Below are 19,847 nucleotides of genomic sequence, written 5' to 3'. Positions count from 1 at the left end.
CGCGAGGAAACGGCAGTCGCGTCCTTGGATCGTGTCGAATGAACTGTGGTCGCCGATCGAGCCGTTGCTGCCCTGACCGGCAGCGAAGTCGGTGGAAGGCAGACCGCGGGTGCCGGACCGGCAGGCGCTGCGCGGGACCCTCTTCATGCCGCATATCGGCATCCAACTGGTGATCGACTTCTGTTGTGTCCCGGCCGTCCGGTGCGGACCCAAAGCGTGCCCAGTCCGGTCGACCGCGCACGGGGCGGCAAGCAGCCCGTCGTCACCGGCACCCCCGACATCCCGCTCCCGCTGTCGCCGACCGGCGGAAACCGCAGCGACGTCAAGCCGTCGCTCCCGCTGCTGGACACACTCCGGGGACAACCGGCGATGCGACCTGGCCTTGCAGGTCCGCTGGGTCTCCTACCGCGCGCCGCCCACGTCCTTTGCACTCGCCGGTGGCCTTTTGCGTGAAGGGGCGCCGTCGCCGATGTACCTGAGGGTGACCTCGGCTGCGGCGAGGTCCTGCACCCCGAGGCCGATGAGTTTGCAGACAGTGATCTCGGCGTTGTCCGACCGGCCGGGTGCGGTCCGTGCCAGGACCTCTCCGAGCTCTGCATGCTCCGCGGTGTCCATTCCGGCTCGCGCCAGGTCCCCGTGGATGCCGGCCAGTTCACGGCTGTCGACGACGATCCGATCGGCTTTCAGCAGGCAGTCGGCAGACAGTTCGGCCTTGGAAGGATCGTCGGCGCCGACTGCGGTGATGTGCATGCCTGGCGTGAGCCACGCGCTTTCGACCAGCGGTTCGGTGCTGGCGGTTGCGGTGACCAGGACGTCGGCCCCTTGACAGGCCTCTCGGACACCGGTCGCGGCCCTCACGTGCAGTTCAGGGTGGCGGGCTGTGACAGCGGCTGTCAGTCGCAGCACATGGTCGGGGTTGCGCCCCCACACGCGTACCTCCCGCAGGGGAAGTTCATGGGCGGCCGCCAGGATTTGCAAATAGGCTTGGACACCGGTGCCCAGGACGGCGAGCACGGCAGAATCCGGTCGGGCCAGGGTACGTGCGGCAAGGGCGCCGGCAGCAGCGGTACGGATGTCGGAGATGTGGTGCTCGTCCTCCAGCAGCATCCGCAGATCACCGGTCTGGGCGTCGAAGACGGCGATGATCCCGGATGCCGGCGTAGCGCCGCGCCGGGATCGCTCGAGGAACCATGTCGCCACCTTCACGGTGAACACGGGGCGCCCGGGCAGCCAGGCGGACTTGACGTGAACGTCGCCGTCCTGCCCGGCCGGTGCGAAGACCGCCACCGGAGAGTCGCCCAGGCCCCGGCTGTAGTCGGCAAGTGCCTGGGCCACCGGTTCCAGGACGTCTTCGTATCCGACTGCGGCGCGGATGGCGTCGGGGCCGACGTGGGGCAGCGCGGAGGGGTTCATGCGGGCAGCTCCCTCAGATGTCCTTCAGCGACGAACGCCACTTCGCCGCCCACCGTGACGGAGCGGATGTCCTGCCCTTCGCCGTGTGCGCTGATCGTCATCTGGCTGGCGCGGCCGGTGAGGCGCCCCTGGTGCAGGGTGACGCTCTCCCCGTCGCCGATCCGGCTGTGTCGGCGCAGGTAGGCGGCGGCACAACCGGCGCCGGAACCGGTGGCGACGTCCTCCAGGACGCCGTCGTTGTTCCAGTGACGTCCCTCCAGTGCGGTGGCGTCGAGCAGGTAGGCGAACTGCGCACCATGCGCAGCGAGGGGAGCTTCGAGGTCCTGGGCGATCCGGGCGCGTTCCAGCGCGTCGCCACGCACAGGGACCATGAGGTACCGGAGTCCTGTGGAGAGCACTTCCGCAGGAAGGTCCGGATCCAGGTCGTCGGCGTCCAAGGAGAACCAGGCGGCCAGCTCGGCGATGTCGGGGCGGCCGAGGAATGCGGCGGGGCCCTGGTCGAGAACGGCGCTGTAGCGGCCCGCTGCTCGGCGTCGGGTGGTGACGTCGACCGCTCGGGCCTTGAGCTTCAGGCCCCAGGTCTCGGTCTCATCGCCACCGTGCAGCGCGTGCAGGACGCATGCTGCCCCGATGAGAGGGTGGCCGGCGAAGTCGAGTTCCCCGGCAAGGTCGAAGACGCGCGCATGCCGGCTCCGGTCACCGGCGGGGTCCCGGGCCAGGAAGACCGACTCGAAGTGGCGCATCTCCTGGGTGATGCGCGCCATCTGCTTGGCGCTGAGCTGTGCGGAGTCAGGGAACACCGCCAGGCTGTTGCCGCTGTACGGCCGGTTGCTGAAGACGTCAACGTGTAGGTAGCGCATGTTTCGGACAGTACGGTCCGTCGCGGGTTCAAGGAACCGGCGACTTTCCTAGGGTGGATATAACCTGTGCTTATGGGGCCGGATCTTGAGACATCGCTTCTGCGGGCCTTTGTCAGCTGCGTCCGTTCGGGGAGCATCAGCAGGGCTGCGAGCGTGCTGGGGCACAGCCAGCCGGCGCTCAGCGGACAGCTGAGGAAACTCGAACGCGCCGTCGGTCAACCGCTGCTGCACCGGTCTGCCACAGGTGTGTCGCTGACCAGAGCCGGGGAGGCTCTGCTGCCGTACGCGGAACGCATCCTCACCCTGTCGGCACAGGCTGTGACGGCCACCGGGGAGACCGTGGCCGGGCACTGCGGCGTAGGTCTGATCGAGGACCTCGCCGCCGCTCCGCTCGCACAGGCCTTGGCCGACTTCGGCCGGATGCATCCGCAGGCGACGCTGGAACTGGTCAGCGCGCCCGGCCCGGCAATGAGAAGGGCCTTCACGACCAACCGTATTCACCTGGCGCTGTGTGACCCGTCGTATCTGCCCGAACCTCCGCGCTGGACCGTGCGGCTGCCCCTCGTCTGGGCCGCCGGACCTGAGGTGGACCTCAGCCTGGACCCGCTGCCGCTCGTGCTGTTCTCCCAGCCGTGCCGCTGGCGCATGCCCGTACTCGACGCTCTGAAAGACAGCGGACGTGACTGGCGTATCGCCTTTGAGAGCACCGGCCTGGCCGGCGTGCAGAGCGCGGTTCGCGCCGGGCTGGGCGTCGCGGCCCTCCTTCCCGCCCAGGTCGAGTCCGGCATGGCGGCGCGCGGCTTGCCCGAACTGCCCGACGTGGAACTCGGAATGGTCCGACGTCCGGGAACCGAGGGCGATCTCCTTGTCGACGCGGTCGAAGAACTCCTGAAGAGCCTGATCTGACGCAACGCACGAGGGCCAGGCACGCGAGGAAGCGGTGCCTGGACGGTTCGCCCTCGGGCACCGTCACGACTGCGGCCTGCCTCCACCACGAGGACGAGCTGCCTCCGGGCAGGCAGACGTCGCCCTGGTCAGCGGCGACACCGTGGCTCTCGGTGGTTGCCTGACTCCTGATCGCCGCAGAGCACCGCTGTGCAGTCCGGTGAGTACACCAGCGCGGGGCCCACCGCCCGGCCGGGCAGCCGCTCGCCGAACTGCAGGTACCGCCACCTCGACACCGTTGGACGTCTGCGAGGCGGGGGACGCCCGCGGCCCGCCCTCTCCGGCCGGCACCGCTTGCGCAGCGCTGTGCTCTGTGTGCCTGCGGGTTTCGGTGCCGGATGCCGACGACGCGCATCCGTCGTGGTGATGCAGCAGGCGCTGGACGAGGAGACCGCAGCGAACTCCGCCGGGCATCCGGCCGTACGGGCGGCGCCGGGGGCTATGCCGGCCCGAGAGGGCCGCGCGATCTGCGGTCGCCGCGCCAGCGCAAGGCGTGGCCGCCGCCGCTGATGCGGCAGGGCGCTCCGGCACGCTGACGACCACCTCTCGTCGAAGCCGGCCGCTGGCAGACTGCGACCCGGGTCATGCGCGAGGTCCGTCCGCTCGCCGACGCCGCGTCGAGCGCGACGGGCGGGAGACGAGTACGCCGGGGCTGGCTCCGCTGCGCATCGCTCAGGCCAGGCGCAGCTGCCACAACGCCGGCACGGGGGCGTCCGCCGTCCTGCTGCTCCGCGCCGTCCCTCCCGCTGAACTGCATCCGTCCCGCTGTGTTCCAGTGGGTGATGGCCGTGCTGTCTGCAGCGACAGCACGGCCATCCTTTCCAGCGGCGGTCTCGTCCCCACGGGCCGCCGCCTTCGGGGCGCGCCGCGAGCAGATGATGCCCGGGCGTGTGCGGCGCCGCCGACCGCCCCGACAGAGCCCCGAATCTTTTCCGGATCGTCCCTGGTTCAGACGGGGATCAGTCCGCGGTCCTGGTCCGAACCGCTCGGGCTCTGGGACAGTTCCTTGTCGAGCTGCTCGCCCTCCACATCGACGTTGGGCAGACTCCGCTCCAGCCGGCGCGGCAGCCACCAGGCCCGCCGGCCCAGCAGAGCCAGCACGGCCGGAACGATCGTCATGCGGACCACGAAGGCGTCGAAGAACACCGCGATCGCGAGTCCGAAACCGATCATCTTGATCATCTGCTCGCTGGAGCCGATGAAGCCCGCGAAGACCGCGATCATGATGACCGCCGCCGCGATCACCACGCGGGCACTGTGCCGGAAGCCGGTGACGATGGCGTTCTGGGGCTGCTGGCCGTGGACGAAGGCTTCTCGCATCCGCGTGACCAGGAAGACCTCGTAGTCCATGGCGAGGCCGAAGACCACGCCGATCATGAAGATCGGCATCATCGACATGACCGGGCCGGTCTGCTCGACGCCGAACAGCGAGCCGAGCCAGCCCCACTGGAAGACGGCCACGACGGCGCCGAGCGCGGCGACGACCGAGAGCAGGAAGCCGAGCGCTGCCTTGAGCGGCACGAGCAGTGAGCGGAACACCACCATCAGCAGGAGGAAGGCGAGGCCGACGACCAGTGCGAGATAGGGCAGCAGTGCGTCGCTCATCTTCTGCGAGAAGTCGGTGTTCAGTGCGGTCGCGCCGGTGACGTAGACGTGGTCGCTGGTCTTGTCCCGGATCTCGTGGACCAGGTTTTCGGTCGCGAGTGAGGACGGCCGGTCCTTCGGGATGACCGTGATCATGGCTGTGTCGCCGGCCTTGTTGGGGGTCGGCTCGGTGACGGCCGCCGTGCCGTGGAGACTCCGGATGAGCGTGATCGCCCGGTCGGCCTCGGCTTTGTTGCCGTCGACGACGACCGTCAGCGGTCCGTTGAAGCCGGGGCCGAAGCCGTCGGAGAGCAGGTCGTAGGCTTTGCGCTGGGTGGTGCTGACGGGCTGCGAGCCGTCGTCGGGCAGCCCGACCTCCAGCGAGGCGGCCGGTAGGGCGATCGTGCCGAGGCCGACGACGCCGATGAGCAGGACGGCGACCGGGTGGCGGAGCACCAGACGTGCCCAGCGGGCGCCCCTGTTCGGCTTGGGCGGGACTGCGGCCCTGCCCCGGCGGGCCTTGCGGCCGAGGACACGGTCACCGGCGAAGCCCAGCAGGGCCGGAATCAGGGTGAGAGCGATGAGCACCGCGAGGACGACGGTGCCGGCCGCGGCGACGCCCATCTTGGTGAGCAGGGGGATGTTGACGACGGCCAGGCCCACCAGGGCGATGACCACGGTCAGGCCGGCGAAGACCACGGCCGAGCCCGCAGTGCCGGCGGCCCGTCCGGCGGCCTCCTCCTTCTCGCGTCCCTCGGTGAGTTCTGAGCGGTAGCGGGAGACGATGAACAGCGCGTAGTCGATGCCGACCGCGAGGCCGATCATCATGGCGAGCGTCGAGGTGGTCGTGCCCAGGTCGAGGGCGGCGGCCAGTCCCGTGATCGTGGAAATGCCGATGCCCACGCCGACGAGCGCGGTGAGCAGCGGCAGACCCGCGGCGATCAGCGACCCGAAGGTGACGACCAGGACCCCCCCGGCGATCACCACGCCGATGATCTCCCCGGCACCCGTCTCCGGCGTGGCCTGCAGCGCGTCGCCGCCGATCTCGACGGTGAGCCCGTCATGCCGGGCCTGTGCGCCGGCCTTCTTCAGGGCGTGGAGGGTGTCGTCGGTGAGTTCCATGGAACCGACCCGGTAGGTGACGGACACGTACGCCGTCGAGCTGTCCTTCGACACAGCCTGCGTCGTGTAAGGGTCGGTGACGGAGGCGACCTGCCGGGAGCCGGACTTCAGCGCGGCGACCACGCCGGTGACCTCGGCTCTGAAGCCGGCGTCCGTCATCTTCGCGCCGTCGGGCGCCTTGAAGACGATGCGGGCGGTGGCACCGTCGGCACTGCCACCGGGGAAACGCTCCTCCAGCAGGTCGAAGGCCCTTTGGGCCTCCGTGCCGGGAACGGAGAAGGACGACGAGGTGGCCGCCGGCGCGGACGCCGCGGCGAAACCGGCGAGCGCCAGGAGGGCCAGCCAGATGAGGACTACCCGCTTGCGGCGACGGAAGGCCAGCCGCCCGAGTCTGTAGAGAATCGAGGCCACGAGGGCTCCCTGTTTCATTGAGGGGGACGAGAGGAACAGGGTCGGCCTGCCTCCTTGACCACTCAGGTCAGAGAACTGCGCCGCACCTCGGGTGCGGGTCCTCTCGGGTACTCATCGTCCTTGCGGCTCCAAGCCCCTCACATGAGTAGACGATGCCCATATCCCCGCGGAGTACGGAAGGTTCGCCGGCGGACCTGACGGCGGATCATGATGCCCTGGCCCCTGCGCGATAGCAGGGCGGTGAACGGCCCTCACGGCCGGCCGAAGAGAAAGAGGACCCGGGTGCGGTCGGAGCGCCGGAGGCAGTGGGTTCTCCGGCCTCCACATCACGCCAACAGATGTAGGCCAACCGGTGTTGACTTTCCGATCGGGGGTGGGCACTCTGTCAGCAAATAGTGGCCAACGCTTGTTGGCACTCTGCTCTGCGCCCGGCCCGGAGACCGGTGTGCCCCGGCCCGGAAGGACAACCGCCATGAAGTCGCTGCTCCCCTCGAAGCCCGGTGCGGTGTACGAGGCGCAGCGCACCGGCCGGGCAGAAGCCACCATGGACGAGGCGCGCCGGACCGCAGCCGCTCCCGGCCCGCTCACCTCCTTCTCCCGGTTCGTCCTGTGCGGCGGCGGTGTCGGACTCGCTTCCGGGCCGGCCGTGGCACTGCTGGCCACGCTGATGCCCTGGGCGTCGGCGAACGCACTGGTCACCGCAGGTTCCACCATCCTGTGCACAGAACTCCACGCGCGCTTCACCTTCAAGGCCGGGCGGCATGCCGGATGGCGCCGGCACTGGCAGTCCGCCGGGTCGGCCTTGGCCGCCTACACAGTGACGTGCGCGGCGATGTTCGTCCTGCACCTCATACAGCCGTCGGCCGGGACGCTGAGCGAGCAGGCCGTCTATCTCAGTGCTTCAGGGCTCGCCGGAATCGGGCGGTTCCTCGTTCTGCGCCTGATCGTCTTCGCCGGCAGTTCGACCACCGTGCAGGAGAGCAGCCCGGCGGGGGTCCAGGAAGCGAGCGAGGCCGCGTCCTGGTCCATCGCGACTGCGCCGTGGCCGACGACCCCGCAGCCGGTGAGCGAGCGAGTCATCTTGCATGGCGCGAGGGCGGCCACGATGCCGACCGGAATAACCAGCGTCAGCGGGACGGGCGTTCGTCCGGACCAGTCGCTGTGCGAGGGGTTCACCCGAGTGTCTTGATCGCTTCCGTGGCGGTGGCCGGCGTACCGGGTCCGGCCCCGGGTCTTCCGTCCTTCGCGCGCGGTGTCCCCGGCGTGAGCGGCAGTCCTGTACCCGGAGGGTGCGACACGCTTTCGCGCGGAGGCCGGGGGAGTCAACGATGCAGGGGCCGGCCGGTGATGCTGGCTCTGCGGGCCCCGTGTGCGGGCGCGGAAGGCACTTCGCGCAAGGAGATGACAAAGGCCTTGGCGTGCCGTAGACCGCAAGCCTCTGCCGCAGCCGACCGCACCGGCGAGGCCGGCCGCGGTCGCAACCGGCCGACCGCCCTCCGGCATCGGTCCGCCACCCGCGGCGACAGCGAGGTCGTGCCGCACGTCAACCGGTGACAGCCGCACGCCCGAGGCCATCACGCATGTCGGTGGACGTCTCAGGCCCTTGTCTCCTGGAAGGCCAGTACGTCGTGGCCGGTGTCCCAGAGCAGGATCAGCAGGGCGCGCACCGATGCCTGGTCGATGTTCTCGACGATCAGCACGGTGCCGTCCTCGCCAGGCGTGGACACATGGTCGAACCTGGTCCGGATCACGTCCAGCAGGGTGCGGGCGATCGGTGCGCGCAGGGTCAGCTCGTAGCGGGTGGGGGCCATGCCGGACAGGAAACCCGTCGCCCGTGGGCGCGCGCACCACCCGCGAGGCAAAGACACCCGGGGTGGGATCAGATCAGGCCGAGTTCGCATGACGTTGTCACGGCGTCGTGCCGGGAGGCGACGCCGAGTTTGCGGTAGAGACGTAGCTCCAGAACCGGGCCCGGGCCGGCGGGACCCGCCTGTAGCGGGCCCGTGCTGATCGCGTCGCCGGCGTTGTGCAGCGCGGTGAGAGGCTCATTCGCCGGGCGGGAACTGCAGCTGCGCCGCGCGCAGTTCGGTCAGGTCGCGACGGGTTCGTCGTCGCTCTCGTCGAGCGAGACCCACGCGATGCGGGCAGGTGGGCGACCAGGTAAGCGACCGCATCGTGGATCCGGGAGTCGGTGAGCAGGTGGTAGTCGTCGAGAACCAGCACATAGGCCTGTCCGATGTCACGGCACTCCCGGCCTGCGAACCGGCACCGCAACCCGGCGCCGATTCTGCCAGTCGGGCACCCCGGGTAGGTCTTGGGGCGGGGTGGTGCGCGAACACCCCGTGTGACGCGAGTCTCCTGCCACAAACCGGGGCGCGACAGGAGGGACACAATGGCTGAAACACCGTCCCGGACGACCCCTTCAGAGACAGCCGTGACCCGCGGGGCCGCCCTGAAGCCGGCTGGCCTGGGCATCGGCTCGACAGCTCGAAGCTCGACAGTCACCACCCTCATGGCCGCCGTGAGCGTGAAACGCACGGTCGGTGAAGGCCGGGAATGCCGCAGCCACGCGTTCTACAGCAAAGAAGGCAAAGCAATGCCGCGGAGTGAGATGGAGTGGTTGCGCGCCGCCGCCTGCGTGGGCGAGGACCCTGACCTGTTCTTCCCCGTGAGCACGATCGGGCCGGCGCTGCGGGAGGCCGCTGCCGCCAAACGCGTCTGCGCCCGCTGCCCGGTGAGCTCCGAGTGCCTGTCCTATGCCCTCGGCACCGCACAGACGTCGGGTGTGTGGGGCGGAACCGGCGAGGAGGAACGCGTGGAGCTGCTCCGAACCGCCGGGTATGACGCGACGAGGAGGAGGCGCGGCCGAACCGAACCGGGACGCGCCAGGCCCCTTCCAGCCTCCGGGGCGGGCTGGGCAGCAGACGGATGAACCCCAGGCAGATCGAGTGCTGTCGGGGTCCCGTGGTTGGTGAGGCGGCCGTCGGACTCTGTCTCGGTGTGCTCTGCCGGCCGTTGCGCGAGCAGTCCGCCCGCAGCCCGTGCATCTCGGTGCCACCCACCAGCCATCCCTCGATCCCAGTGCCACTGCGGGGCCCCGATCCTTCGCGCCAACAAGTGTGGGCCAACACGTGTTGACTCTCGCTGGAAATTCGAGCATCCTGTCAACGAGCGTCGGCCAACGCTTGTTGACCTACTTCCCGGATCAGAAACGGAAGGCTCCGCCATGAACGCCACCACACTTCCCGCCCGCACCGAAGTCGCCGTCGTCGGTGCCGGACCGGCCGGTCTCGCCCTCGCCGTCACACTCGCCTCCGCAGGCATCGACTTCGTTGTCCTGGACAAGCTGACGGAGGGTGCCAACACGTCGCGCGCCGCCGTGGTGCATGCCCGCACGCTGGAGGTCCTGGACGAGCTGGAGGCCTCCGAGGCGCTGATCGCGCGAGGCATCAAGGTCACCCGGTTCGCCGTCCGCGACGGCGCGCGCCGACTGCTGACCGTGCCGTTCGACCAGCTGCCCACGCCCCATCCGTACACGCTGATGGTTCCGCAGTACGAGACCGAGAGCGTGCTGCTGGACCGGTTGCGGGCGCTCGGCGGGGACGTGCACCGCCCCTACGAGGTCGCCTCCGTCGTCCAGGACGAGGAGGGCGTGACGCTCACCATGACCACAGGCGAGACACTGCGCGCCGCCCACGTCGTCGGCGCCGACGGCATGCACAGCACCGTGCGTGAGGCGGCGGGCATCGGTTTCACCGGCAACGCCTACGCCGAGTCCTTCGTCCTCGCCGACGTGGTGATGGACTGGGTCCCGGGACCGGACGAAGTCTCGCTTACCTTCGGCACCTTGGGGCTCGCCGTCGTCGCCCCGCTTCCCGGCGGCCACTACCGGGTCGTCGCCACCGTGGACGACGCGCCCGCCGCACCGGACATCGCCTTCGTCCAGAAGCTGCTCGACGAGCGCGCCCCCGGCCAGGCCCAGGTCACCGGTATGGCATGGTCGTCACGGTTCCGGGTGCACCACCGGGTCGCCGACCGCTACCGCGCCGGCCGTCTGCTGCTGGCCGGCGACGCCGCCCATGTGCACAGCCCCGCCGGCGGGCAGGGGATGAACACCGGCATCCAGGACGGCTACGCCCTGGGCCGGGCGCTCGCCACCGGCCGGCTCGACGGCTACGAGGCGCAACGCCGTCCCGTCGCCCAGCGGGTGGTCGCCTTCACCCACCGGATGACCCGTGTGGCCACCACGCGCAGCTCCGTGGCCCGCAGTGTCCGCAACCTCGCACTGCCTCTGCTGGGGCATACCCCGATGCCCAGGAAGCTCGCCACCGAGCTTGCCGAGCTCAACTACCGCTAGACATCGCCCTCCTCGCCGCCGTTCACGGTGAACGGGCTGTGCCGACGCGCCGGCACAGGAAGAAGGAACGTGCGCCGCACCGAGCAGCCGTCGCGCGTGCCCGCAAGCCCGTGGCGGCATCGGCGGACACCGGGAAGCACGTGGTGCCCCACTGCCGTTCGGGTCGGCGAAGTCCTTCTCACCCGGATGCCGCCCACCGGTATGTCGTGGGACTCCCGCCGCGGCAGGTCCGCCGCGTGGCTTTATCGGTGAGTCCTGACACCGGTTGTCGATCGGCGGCGACACCGCCCGGTGTTGGCGGAGAGTGATATCGCCGAGTTTTGACACCACTTGGGGGCTTGCGGTGGGACGCTGGGAGTGCTCTGCGTGGTGAGGGGGCGCCGGTGCCACCGAAGTCCAAGGTCGATCTGTACGCGGCGATACGCCGCGATGCCCGGGCGGGGATGTCGAACCGGGCCTTGTAGCGCAAGTACGGGGTGGGCTTCCGGACGGTGAAGGCGGCCATGGAGTCCGTCTGGCCGGAGCCGCGCAAGCAGCTGCCGCCCCGCAAGACGCGGCTCGACGCCTTCAAGCCGGCCATCGACCAGATGCTGCGGGCGGATCTGGACGCGCCGCGCAAGCAGCGGCACACCGTCAAGCGGATCTTCGACCGGCTGCTGGACGAGCACGGTGCGGTGGAGGTGACCTATCCGATGGTGCGGGCCTATGTCGCTGTTCGCCGGCCGCAGATACGGATCGAGGCGGGACGCGGGCCGCTGAACGCGTTCATCCCCAGACCCACATGCCGGGGGCGGAAGCCGAGGTCGACTTCGGCGACGTGAATCCGTCTGGCTGGCGAGCAGGTCAAGGTCTACCTGTTTTCGATGCGCTTGTCGTACTCCGGCAAGGCGGTGCACCGCATCTTCGCCTCGTGCGGGCAGGAGGCGTTCTTCGAAGGCCACGTCCACGCTCTCAGCGTGCTGGGCGGCGTCCCCTGCGGCAAGGTGCGCTATGACAACCTGCGGGCCGCGGTCGCCCGGGTGCTGGGCCTGTCGAGAGCGCGGGTGGAGAACGAGCGGTGGACCGCGTTCCGTTCGCACTACGGCATCGAAAGCATGTACTGCCGCCCGGGCCTCGAAGGAGCACATGAGAAGGGAGGGGTGGAAGGCCAGATCGGCTGGTTCCGTCGGAACCACCTGGTCCCTGTCCCGGAAGTCGACTCCCTCGCCGAACTCAACGCGATGGTGGAGCGGTGGGATGCCGAGGACGATGACCGCCGCATCCGGTCGCGGCCCAGGACGATCGGCGAGTACTTCGCCGTCGAACGCCCGCTGCTGCAGCCGCTGCCCGACCAGCCGTTCGAGACCGGTCGGCTGTTCAGCCTTCGGGTGGACCGATACGCGCAGGTCAGTGTCCGCACGAACCGCTACTCGGTGCCGGTGGGACTGATCGGCCGCACCGTTCGGGTGATACTGCACGCCTCCGAAGTCGTCGTCTACGACGGCCGCAAGGAAGTCGCCCGGCACGAGCGGCTCATCGCCAAGGGCCAGGCCCGCCTGGAACTGGACCACTACCTGGAGGCCCTGGTCCGCAAGCCCGGCGCCTTCCCTGGTGCGACCGCGCTGGAACAGGCCCGCTCCGCGGTCGCGCTGGAGGCCCGCAAGGCCGCCGAGGCCGACGATGCGCCGGTCACGACGGCAGCTCCGGAGCCGGACCGGGCGAGTGTGACGTTCCTGACCGAACGGCGCCTGGCCCACCTGCCGCCCGACAACCGGCCGCTGCCCTCGGTCGCGGCCTACGACCAGCTGCTGCGACCGAAGCAGCGGCCGGACCGATCCGCCGTCGAGGGAGAAACGCCATGACGACGTTCAAACGCCACCGTGGGCTGACCGAACAAGCCGCCGACGCTGCCGTCGACCAGGCATGCCGGATGCTGCGGCTGCCAACCATCCGGGCCCAGTTCCCCGAGCTCGCCGAGGCCGCCGCCCGTGACCAGATGTCGTATCGCGGCTTCCTCGCCGAACTGCTGATGGCCGAATGCGACGACCGGGCCCGCCGCCGTTCGGAACGGCGGATCAAGGCCGCCCAGTTCCCACGCGAGAAATCACTGCGGGCCTTCGACTTCGAGGCGAACGCCAGCGTGGACCCGGCGGTCATCCACACCCTGGCGACCTGCGAGTGGGTCAAGAAGGGCCTGCCGCTCTGCCTGATCGGCGACTCCGGCACCGGCAAGTCGCACCTGCTGATCGCGCTGGGCACCGAAGCCGCGATGGCCGGCTACCGGGTCCGCTACACACTCGCCACCAAACTCGTCAACGAGCTGGTCGAGGCCGCGGACGAGAAGGTGCTGACCAAGACCATCGCCCGCTACGGCCGAGTCGATCTTCTCTGCATCGATGAGCTGGGCTACATGGAACTCGACCGCAGGGGCGCTGAGCTGCTGTTCCAGGTTCTGACCGAGCGCGAGGAGAAGAACAGCGTCGCCATCGCCTCGAACGAGAGTTTCAGCGGCTGGACCAAAACCTTCACCGACCCTCGGCTCTGCGCGGCCATCGTCGACCGGCTCACCTTCGGCGGAAACCTGATCCAGACCGGCACCGACTCCTACCGCCTCGCCCTCACCCAAGCCAGGGCCGCCGCTCAGGACACTACCGCAGGCTGACCCGTATGCCGCGCCCTGCTGGTGGAGTTCCAGCAAGGGCTACCGAAGGTCGACGGAGAGGCTCTTGATCATCTCGCCGTTGACCAGGATGACGAGACAGCCACAGCCGCCGACGCAGTATTCGACCTCACCTTCAGATGTGCGGTGGCGGGACCTTAGCGTCCACAACTGCGTTTCCGCCGGAGTCGGCTTGTGGCAGACGGGGCAGCGATCGTCCGACGGCGTCACTGCGGATGCGGGAGTCATTCCACCAACATGGCGTCACCGTCTAAAGCACTTCAACCATTACATTGGGCGGGGCTCACTCGGGACGAGCGCCGGAGCGATCGGCAGGTCCGACACGCTGAGCGACGCGGCGCACCGACCAGGCGCCGGCCAGGACTACCAGCGCCATGGCACACAGTTGACGTACTGTGAGCTGCTCGCGCAGCAAGGCGAAACCGACCCCTGCCGCCACGGCGGGGCTCAGTGCGAGCAGCACGCCGAAGGCGCGCACATCGATGCGCCGCAGGACCGTCATATCCAGCGAGTACGGGATCAGGGAGGACAGCAGGGCCACCATGAGCCCGGTGCCGAGGACGGCAGGGTGGGCCGCCACCGTGCCACCGTCTGTGACGGCGGTGATCGGTGTCAGCATACAGGCGCCGCAGGTCAGCGCCAGGGTCAGGCCAGTCCAGTCGGGGAACAGGCGCCCGACCCGCTGACTCAGGACCACATACCCGGCCCGGCACAGCGCGGCAGCGCCCCCCAGCAGCAGCCCGGCGGCGGAGAGCGAGGCTCCCGGGGTGGCCAGCAGGAGTACACCCACAAGCGCTAGTAGCGCCACCGCGAGGTGCTCAAGCCGACGGGACAGAACGATCGACAAAGCGAGCGGCCCGAGCAGCTCCAAGGTTGCGGCCACCCCGATCGGCAGGCGGCTGATGGCCTGGAAGTACGCCAAGTTCATGGCCGCGAAGACCAGACCAAGTGAGATCGCCGCCCGCCACTGCACGGCCGTGACCTCCCGCAGCCGCGGCCGGACCAGTATCCACAGGATCGCGGCCGAGAAGAAGAGCCGCATACCGGCCAGCGCCGTGGGGCCGACTGTCCCATAGGCGTCCTTGGCCACGGCCGAACCCGCTTGAAGGCTGACGATCTGAGCCAGCATCAACGCCGGAGCCGTCGCGGCGCCCTGCCACGGTGCGCGGGGGATCTTCACCATCGTGCTCCTCCGGGTCCTCTCCGTGGTCGGCACCGCCAGGCTCTGCCTGACGACCGTGCTGGCCACCCGGCCTGCCGCCGCGCACCACTACGGCTCGGACGCATACGATGATGTAATTGCCTTATGCATTTCAACCATTACGGCGGGGAGGCCGCCCGGCTGGCCGCGGACCTGGTCAACCTGACCGCGCCACCACCCCCTGAGCACCTGGAATCACTACTCGCCACGCACGGCGTGGTGCACCGCACACTTACCGCCGCGCAGGCCGAGACGATCTGGACATGGAGCCGGCGCCTGGCCGCCTGCTTCGGGCCGCAGGACCTCGAAGAGCGGTGCCAGGCAGTCAACACACTTCTCGCCGACGCCTCCAGCAGTCCCCGGATCTCCCTGCACGACGGCAGACCCCATCTGCACTACAGCGCCACTGGCGCCGACGCAGCCGCGCACATCCGAGCCGTCACCGCAGCCGGACTTGCCTACGTCGTGTGCTCCGCCAGCGCCGAACGGCTGGGGCGCTGCGCGCGCCACGACTGCGGTCTGGCGTTCGTCGACACCTCCCGCAACGGCCGACGCGTCTACTGCTCAGTGCGTTGCGCCAACAACGACGCCGTGGCACGTCACCGCGAGCGGGTCCACGGTGACGCCCGGCCGTCAACTGCGCGGAAAACCCGTCGAACGTGACCGTCCGGGACGCCGCCATTGCACTTCCCACGGCAAGACGGCGCCGCTGGCCTCGCCCACCCACAGCACACCCCTTCGCAGAGTGGTGGTGTCAGTTCTCATCAACATTTAGCGGTCCGGTGATCGGCAAGTGCTGCCCGAAGTCGTCGACAACCGGTGTCGGCTCTCACCTCCAAAGCCAGGTCATGCCGTCCAGAAAACCTGTGGCCGGGTGCCCGCGCACCACCCGCTCGGAAAGAACACCCCGGATGGCCTCAGATCAGGCCAAGATCGCGCGCAGCTGCGACGGCGTCGTGGCGGGACGCGACGCCGAGCTTGCGGTACAGGCTCTTGTTGTATGCCTTGACCGTGTTGATGGACAGGAACAGCGCCGCCCCGATCTCCCGCTGGGTCGCCGACCCCTGCAGCGCCCGCAGGATCGACAGCTCGCGGTCGGTCAGTTCCTCCGCGAGAGCACCGGAGCGTACGGCGGTGCGGGTGCCGACCCGGCCCAGCCGCGCCTCGCTCTCCTCCAGCCGCCGCACCGCGTAGCCGCTCACCGGCTCCTCGTCCACCACCTCGCGGGCCCGCGCCAGCGCGGCGCGGGCGGCGGGCCGGTTCCCGAGGGCGAGTTCGGCGTCGGCGAGATACAGCAGGCCGAGGAACAGCACGGTCGGCCGCGGATGCAGTTCGGCGAGGGTGACGGCGCGGCGCAGCAGGACGGCGGCCCCCTCCATGTCGGCGTTCTGGTAGCTGCGTCTGGCCTGGGCGATGCGCAGCGGGGCCAGGCCCGGCGTACTCGTCTCCCGCCCGTCGCGCTCGACGGCGTCGGCGAGCGGACGGGCCTCGCGCAGGACCCGGTCGCAGTCTTCGCCGTGGCCGGCTTCGGCGAGGCTGATCGTCAGCGTGCCGGCGCCCTGAAGCATGAGCGACGGCGGCCACGCCTTGCGGTCGCGCGGTGACGACCACAGGTGGAGCAGGAGAGTCGCGGCCTCGTCGAAGCGGCCGTCGCGGGCCAGCATGGCCCCCAGCGCCGCCCGAGTAGTCGGATGTCCGGCGGAGCCCGCTTCGGTTTCCTCGTCCAGCGCCTGCTGCACCATGGCGACGGATTGCGCGGCCTCGGCATCCGACATGCCGAAGCCTGCACGCACACAGAGCACGGCACTGCGGAAGCTGTGCCAACCGGGGACGGCGGTGTCCGGGGCACCACTCGCCTCGCAGACGTCCAGCCAGCGGTTCGTCCCTGCTTGATCGCCGCAGAGCGCCGCCGTGTAGGCCAGCGAGAACGCCAGCGCCGGGCCGACCGCCCGGCGGGGCAGCCGCTCGCCGAACCGCAGGTAGGTCGCGGCGGCCCCGCGTGGGAAGAACCAGGTCTCCGCGTTGCGCAGCATCAGCTCGGCGGCGTCGTTGTCGCGGCCGGCGCGCAGCAGGTGGTGCACCGCGTCGTCGATCCGGTCCTGGTCGGTGAACCAGGCCGCGGCGTGGCCGAGGACCTCCCGCGGGTCCGTGGTGGCCTCGCGTCCCAGGACCTCACGCAGCAGGTGATGGCACCGGTACCACTGCTGTTCGTCGTCCAGGGCGGCCATGAACAGGTCCGCCCTGACGAGATCGGCCAGTACCTGGGCCGATCCGGTCACCTGTAGTGCGGCGTCGCACAGCGGACCGGAGAGCCGTTCGAGCGGCGCGGCCCGCACGAGGAGGTCGCGGTGGCGCGGTGCGAGGCCCGGCAGTACCTCGGCCGCGAAGTAGTCCAGCAGGTGCCGGTCGTCGGCGTGGGCTTTCGCCGGGTTCGCGCGCAGCGCGAGGGCGACCAGCTGCAGGCCCGCCGCCCACCCTTCGGTCCGTTCCCACATGGCTGCTGCCGTGCTCTTGTCGAGGTCGTGCCCTGACACTGCCGACACCAGGGCTGCCGCCTCGTCCGGCGAGAACCGCAGCTGTGCCGCCCGCAGTTCGGTCAGGTCGCCGCGGGCCCGTAGCCGCGCGAGCGGCAGCGGCGGGTCGGTTCGCGTGGCGATCACGATCCGCAGTGAGGCGGGCAGGTAGGCGACGAGGTATTCGACCGCCTCGTGGATCCGAGGCTCGGTGAGCAGGTGGTAGTCGTCGAGGACCAATACGTGCGGTACCTCGGATGCGGCGAGCTCGTTCAGCAGCATCGGCAGCGCGAGGTCGACCGGGGAGACGGCGGCCGCGTCCAGCGCCTGCAGCGGGCCCGTGCTGATCGCGTCGCCGGCGTTGTGCAGCGCGGTGAGCACGTAGCTCCAGAACCGGACCGGTTCGTCGTCGCTCTCGTCGAGCGAGACCCACGCGATGCGGCGCTTCTCCTCGGGATCCGCCGCCCAGCCGCTGAGCAGACTCGTCTTGCCCCAGCCGGCGGGAGCCACCACCACGGTCAGCCGGGTCCCGGCCAGACGCAACTGCCGCTGCAGGCGTTCACGCGGGACCGCGCCGGCTCGGGCCGGCGGGATCACCTGCTTCACGGCCAGCAGGGGCCGCGTAGGTATGTCCGACGTCACGACACTCCCGACCTGCGGCCTGGCACCGCAACCCGCGTCGATTCTGCCAGCTCGGGCACCCCGGGTACATCTCGCGGCGGGGTGGTGCGCGAGCACCCTGTCCCACGCGAAGCTCCTGCCACCATCCGGGGCCGCGCGAGGGGAGAGACGCAATGGCCACGCACACCGTCCCAGACGAACCCCCAGAGACAGCCGTGACCGGCGGGGACGCGCTGGAACCGGTCGGCCTCGGCATCGGCTCGGGAGCAGTCCTCGGCGTGGGCGTCGGCGGACTCCGCGTCGCCACCAACGGTGCCTTCAGTGCCGGATCCGGTGATCCGTACGACCTCTGGCACGACTGGACCTCGATGTCCGGCACCGAACGGGCTGTCGCCGCCGGCGTCCTGGCGTGCAACCCGCACAACACGCCACAAGCAACCCCGCACTGATCGACGAGGCCCGCGACGCCTTCGCCTCTGGCATGCACCTCGCCCTCCTCAGCGGCGCAGCCACCACCGTCCTGGCCGTCGTCGTCGCCCTCCTGCTGCGCCGGACCGGCAAGCCCGGCACGGACCAGGAAGAGACGGCGAGCAGCGGCACCCACAGCGACACGGCGAAGGGCCACCGTCGACCGTCCGACAGCCACCACGACGTACGGCGCGAGGGCCGCACCCCGCTGCCCTCAGCGACATACCAGGAAGGAACCGGCCATGACGCTGCCGTATCCTCAGCCGCCGCATCAGCCCCACCCTGTGCAACTCCCCGAACCCCTGGTGGCCCTCACCCGGGCCTTCTCCCTGCTCGGCAGACGCGGCACCGGGCTGATCATCACCGCTCTCGCCCGGGGCCCGGCCGATGTCGCCCAGGTGTGCGAGCGCCTCTCCGGTCTCAGCGAAGGCGTGCTCACCCGGCGCCTGCGGGAGATGACCACCCTCGGCCTCGTGACCCGAACCGCCGCGCCGGACACGCCCTCACGTTCCCGCTACGCGCTCTCCGCCCACGGTAAGGCCCTCCTCATCCCGCTGGCCGCTCTGACCGTGTGGGCGGAGGACCACCTCTGCGCCGGCGTCCCTGAGGCCAAGGCCGGTCGCAGGAGACCGCTGAGGCACCCGGCTCAGGTTCCTGGCCTCAGCTGGCGCCACACCCACGCCGCTGATCGAGGGCACGTCCGTGAAGGACGGGAAGGCGAGCAGGCGGCGAGGCCGGCGCCGCGAGGGCTTCGTGACAGCAGGCGCGCCCGGGCCTCGCTGCGAGCGGCACGCCTGGCAAACCGGTAGAGCGCCCCGACCAACCTCGCCCCTCACACCCGACCCCGCCTCACTCGAAGGAGCCACATGCCCACGCTCGATCGTCACGACGACGTTTTCGTTCTCGACCTCGGAGACGGAGAGAACCGCTTCCACCCCGACTGGCTCGCCTCCGTCGCCACCGCACTGGACGAGGTCGAGAAAGAGACCGGCCCGCGCGCTCTGGTGACCACCGCGACGGGAAAGTTCTACTCCAACGGCCTGGACCTGGACTGGCTGCTGGCCCACCTGGACGAGCACCCCGGCTACGTCGTATGCGTCCAGGAGCTCTTCGCGCGCATGCTGTCCCTGCCGGTGATCACCGTCGCGGCTCTGCAGGGACATGCCTTCGCGGCCGGAGCGATGTTCTCCCTCGCGCACGACTTCCGCATCATGCGCGCAGACCGCGGGTACTGGTGCCTGCCCGAGGCGGACATCGACATCCCCTTCAGCCCCGGCATGTCCGCACTCATCCAGGCACGGCTGGGCCCGCACACCGCGCACCGGGCCATGCTCACCGCGCACCGCTACGGCGGAGCCGACGCGGTGGCCGCCGGCATCGTCGACCGGGCGGTCGCCGAGAACGAAGTGCGTACGGCGGCCATCGCACTGGCCCGGTCGCAGGCGAGCAGGGCGGGGGTCACCCTCGGCACCATCAAGGCCCGCATGTACGCCCCGGCCCTGACCGCGTTGCGCGACACCACCCTTCCCCTCAGATGAAGCGCCGTACACGCCGTCGCGGCGGCCGGTGCGGGGCGTTCGGCGAAGGAACGCCGGTCGGGGCACACCGGCAGCGCGTCCCCGGCTGCCGCAGTGCGGTCAGCCGCGAGGGGGACCGCGACGTGCAGAAGCCGCAATGCGCCGTCCCGCCCTCA

15 protein-coding genes and 1 pseudogene are annotated in these 19,847 nt (G+C 70.1%); 10 read left to right on the top strand and 6 right to left on the bottom strand.

Annotated elements, in window-relative coordinates; all coding sequences use genetic code 11:
• Positions 1-402 precede the first annotated feature (402 nt).
• Entirely contained in the window at positions 403-1,413 is a 1,011-nt protein-coding gene (locus tag ACFYXA_RS34585) for an ornithine cyclodeaminase family protein (RefSeq protein ID WP_389040522.1), read from the bottom strand.
• Positions 1,410-2,273, bottom strand: coding sequence for a PhzF family phenazine biosynthesis protein (locus ACFYXA_RS34580; RefSeq protein WP_389040519.1), 864 nt, complete (start codon positions 2,271-2,273; stop codon positions 1,410-1,412). The genes ACFYXA_RS34585 and ACFYXA_RS34580 overlap by 4 nt, the downstream gene beginning before the upstream one ends.
• Positions 2,274-2,345: 72 nt before the next feature.
• On the opposite strand from ACFYXA_RS34580, the gene ACFYXA_RS34575 reads away from it, so the two are divergent.
• A complete protein-coding gene (locus ACFYXA_RS34575) occupies positions 2,346-3,179 on the top strand; it encodes a LysR family transcriptional regulator (protein WP_389040515.1) in 834 nt (277 codons plus the stop codon).
• 987 nt (positions 3,180-4,166) lie between these two features.
• On the opposite strand, the gene ACFYXA_RS34570 is transcribed toward ACFYXA_RS34575, so the two are convergent.
• Positions 4,167-6,335, bottom strand: coding sequence for an MMPL family transporter (locus ACFYXA_RS34570; RefSeq protein ID WP_389040512.1), 2,169 nt, complete (start codon positions 6,333-6,335; stop codon positions 4,167-4,169).
• A gap of 544 nt (positions 6,336-6,879) precedes the next feature.
• Between ACFYXA_RS34570 and ACFYXA_RS34565 the strand changes: the two genes are divergently transcribed.
• A complete protein-coding gene (locus ACFYXA_RS34565) occupies positions 6,880-7,524 on the top strand; it encodes a hypothetical protein (RefSeq protein WP_389040605.1) in 645 nt (214 codons plus the stop codon).
• A 406-nt stretch (positions 7,525-7,930) separates the two neighbouring features.
• On the opposite strand, the gene ACFYXA_RS34560 is transcribed toward ACFYXA_RS34565, so the two are convergent.
• The gene (locus ACFYXA_RS34560) at positions 7,931-8,146 is read right to left on the bottom strand and encodes a hypothetical protein (RefSeq protein ID WP_389040508.1); all 216 of its coding nucleotides are present in this window, start codon (positions 8,144-8,146) and stop codon (positions 7,931-7,933) included.
• Between the two features lie 800 nt (positions 8,147-8,946).
• Between ACFYXA_RS34560 and ACFYXA_RS34555 the strand changes: the two genes are divergently transcribed.
• The 4 genes and pseudogenes from ACFYXA_RS34555 to istB all read left to right on the top strand — a co-directional run bounded on the left by ACFYXA_RS34555 (position 8,947) and on the right by istB (position 13,333).
• Positions 8,947-9,267: a WhiB family transcriptional regulator gene (locus tag ACFYXA_RS34555; protein WP_389040602.1), complete on the top strand. Its 321-nt coding sequence runs from the start codon at positions 8,947-8,949 to the stop codon at positions 9,265-9,267.
• Positions 9,268-9,561: 294 nt separating this feature from the next.
• Complete coding sequence (locus tag ACFYXA_RS34550; protein ID WP_389040505.1) at positions 9,562-10,692, top strand: FAD-dependent oxidoreductase; 1,131 nt, start codon at positions 9,562-9,564, stop codon at positions 10,690-10,692.
• 443 nt (positions 10,693-11,135) lie between these two features.
• Positions 11,136-12,533 (top strand): annotated as a pseudogene (gene istA, locus ACFYXA_RS34545) (IS21 family transposase).
• Positions 12,530-13,333 (top strand): IS21-like element helper ATPase IstB, encoded by an 804-nt coding sequence (gene istB / locus ACFYXA_RS34540; RefSeq protein WP_389040502.1) that lies wholly within the window; start codon positions 12,530-12,532, stop codon positions 13,331-13,333. The pseudogene istA and the gene istB overlap by 4 nt, the downstream one beginning before the upstream one ends.
• Positions 13,334-13,634: 301 nt before the next feature.
• Here the strand turns inward: istB and ACFYXA_RS34535 are convergent, their stop codons facing one another.
• A complete protein-coding gene (locus ACFYXA_RS34535; RefSeq protein WP_389040499.1) occupies positions 13,635-14,534 on the bottom strand; it encodes a DMT family transporter in 900 nt (299 codons plus the stop codon).
• A gap of 123 nt (positions 14,535-14,657) precedes the next feature.
• On the opposite strand from ACFYXA_RS34535, the gene ACFYXA_RS34530 reads away from it, so the two are divergent.
• On the top strand, positions 14,658-15,215 hold the full coding sequence (locus ACFYXA_RS34530) for a CGNR zinc finger domain-containing protein (RefSeq protein WP_389040496.1): 558 nt from the start codon (positions 14,658-14,660) through the stop codon (positions 15,213-15,215).
• A 254-nt stretch (positions 15,216-15,469) separates the two neighbouring features.
• Here the strand turns inward: ACFYXA_RS34530 and ACFYXA_RS34525 are convergent, their stop codons facing one another.
• Positions 15,470-17,707: a LuxR C-terminal-related transcriptional regulator gene (locus tag ACFYXA_RS34525; RefSeq protein ID WP_389040493.1), complete on the bottom strand. Its 2,238-nt coding sequence runs from the start codon at positions 17,705-17,707 to the stop codon at positions 15,470-15,472.
• Positions 17,708-17,859: 152 nt separating this feature from the next.
• Between ACFYXA_RS34525 and ACFYXA_RS34520 the strand changes: the two genes are divergently transcribed.
• The 3 genes from ACFYXA_RS34520 (at position 17,860) to ACFYXA_RS34510 (ending at position 19,692) form a co-directional block, all read left to right on the top strand.
• A complete protein-coding gene (locus ACFYXA_RS34520) occupies positions 17,860-18,135 on the top strand; it encodes a hypothetical protein (protein WP_389040490.1) in 276 nt (91 codons plus the stop codon).
• A gap of 261 nt (positions 18,136-18,396) precedes the next feature.
• Entirely contained in the window at positions 18,397-18,963 is a 567-nt protein-coding gene (locus ACFYXA_RS34515; RefSeq protein ID WP_389040486.1) for a winged helix-turn-helix transcriptional regulator, read from the top strand.
• 57 nt (positions 18,964-19,020) lie between these two features.
• Positions 19,021-19,692 carry an enoyl-CoA hydratase-related protein gene (locus tag ACFYXA_RS34510; protein ID WP_389040483.1) on the top strand — a complete coding sequence of 224 codons (672 nt, stop codon included), beginning with the start codon at positions 19,021-19,023 and terminating at the stop codon, positions 19,690-19,692.
• Positions 19,693-19,847: the final 155 nt, after the last annotated feature.

The organism is Streptomyces sp. NPDC002566, from assembly GCF_042889585.1.
Classification (GTDB): Bacteria; Actinomycetota; Actinomycetes; order Streptomycetales; family Streptomycetaceae; genus Streptomyces.
The sequence above is the reverse complement of the archived record's forward strand: the minus strand, read 5'-3'. Positions and strand labels throughout refer to the sequence as shown.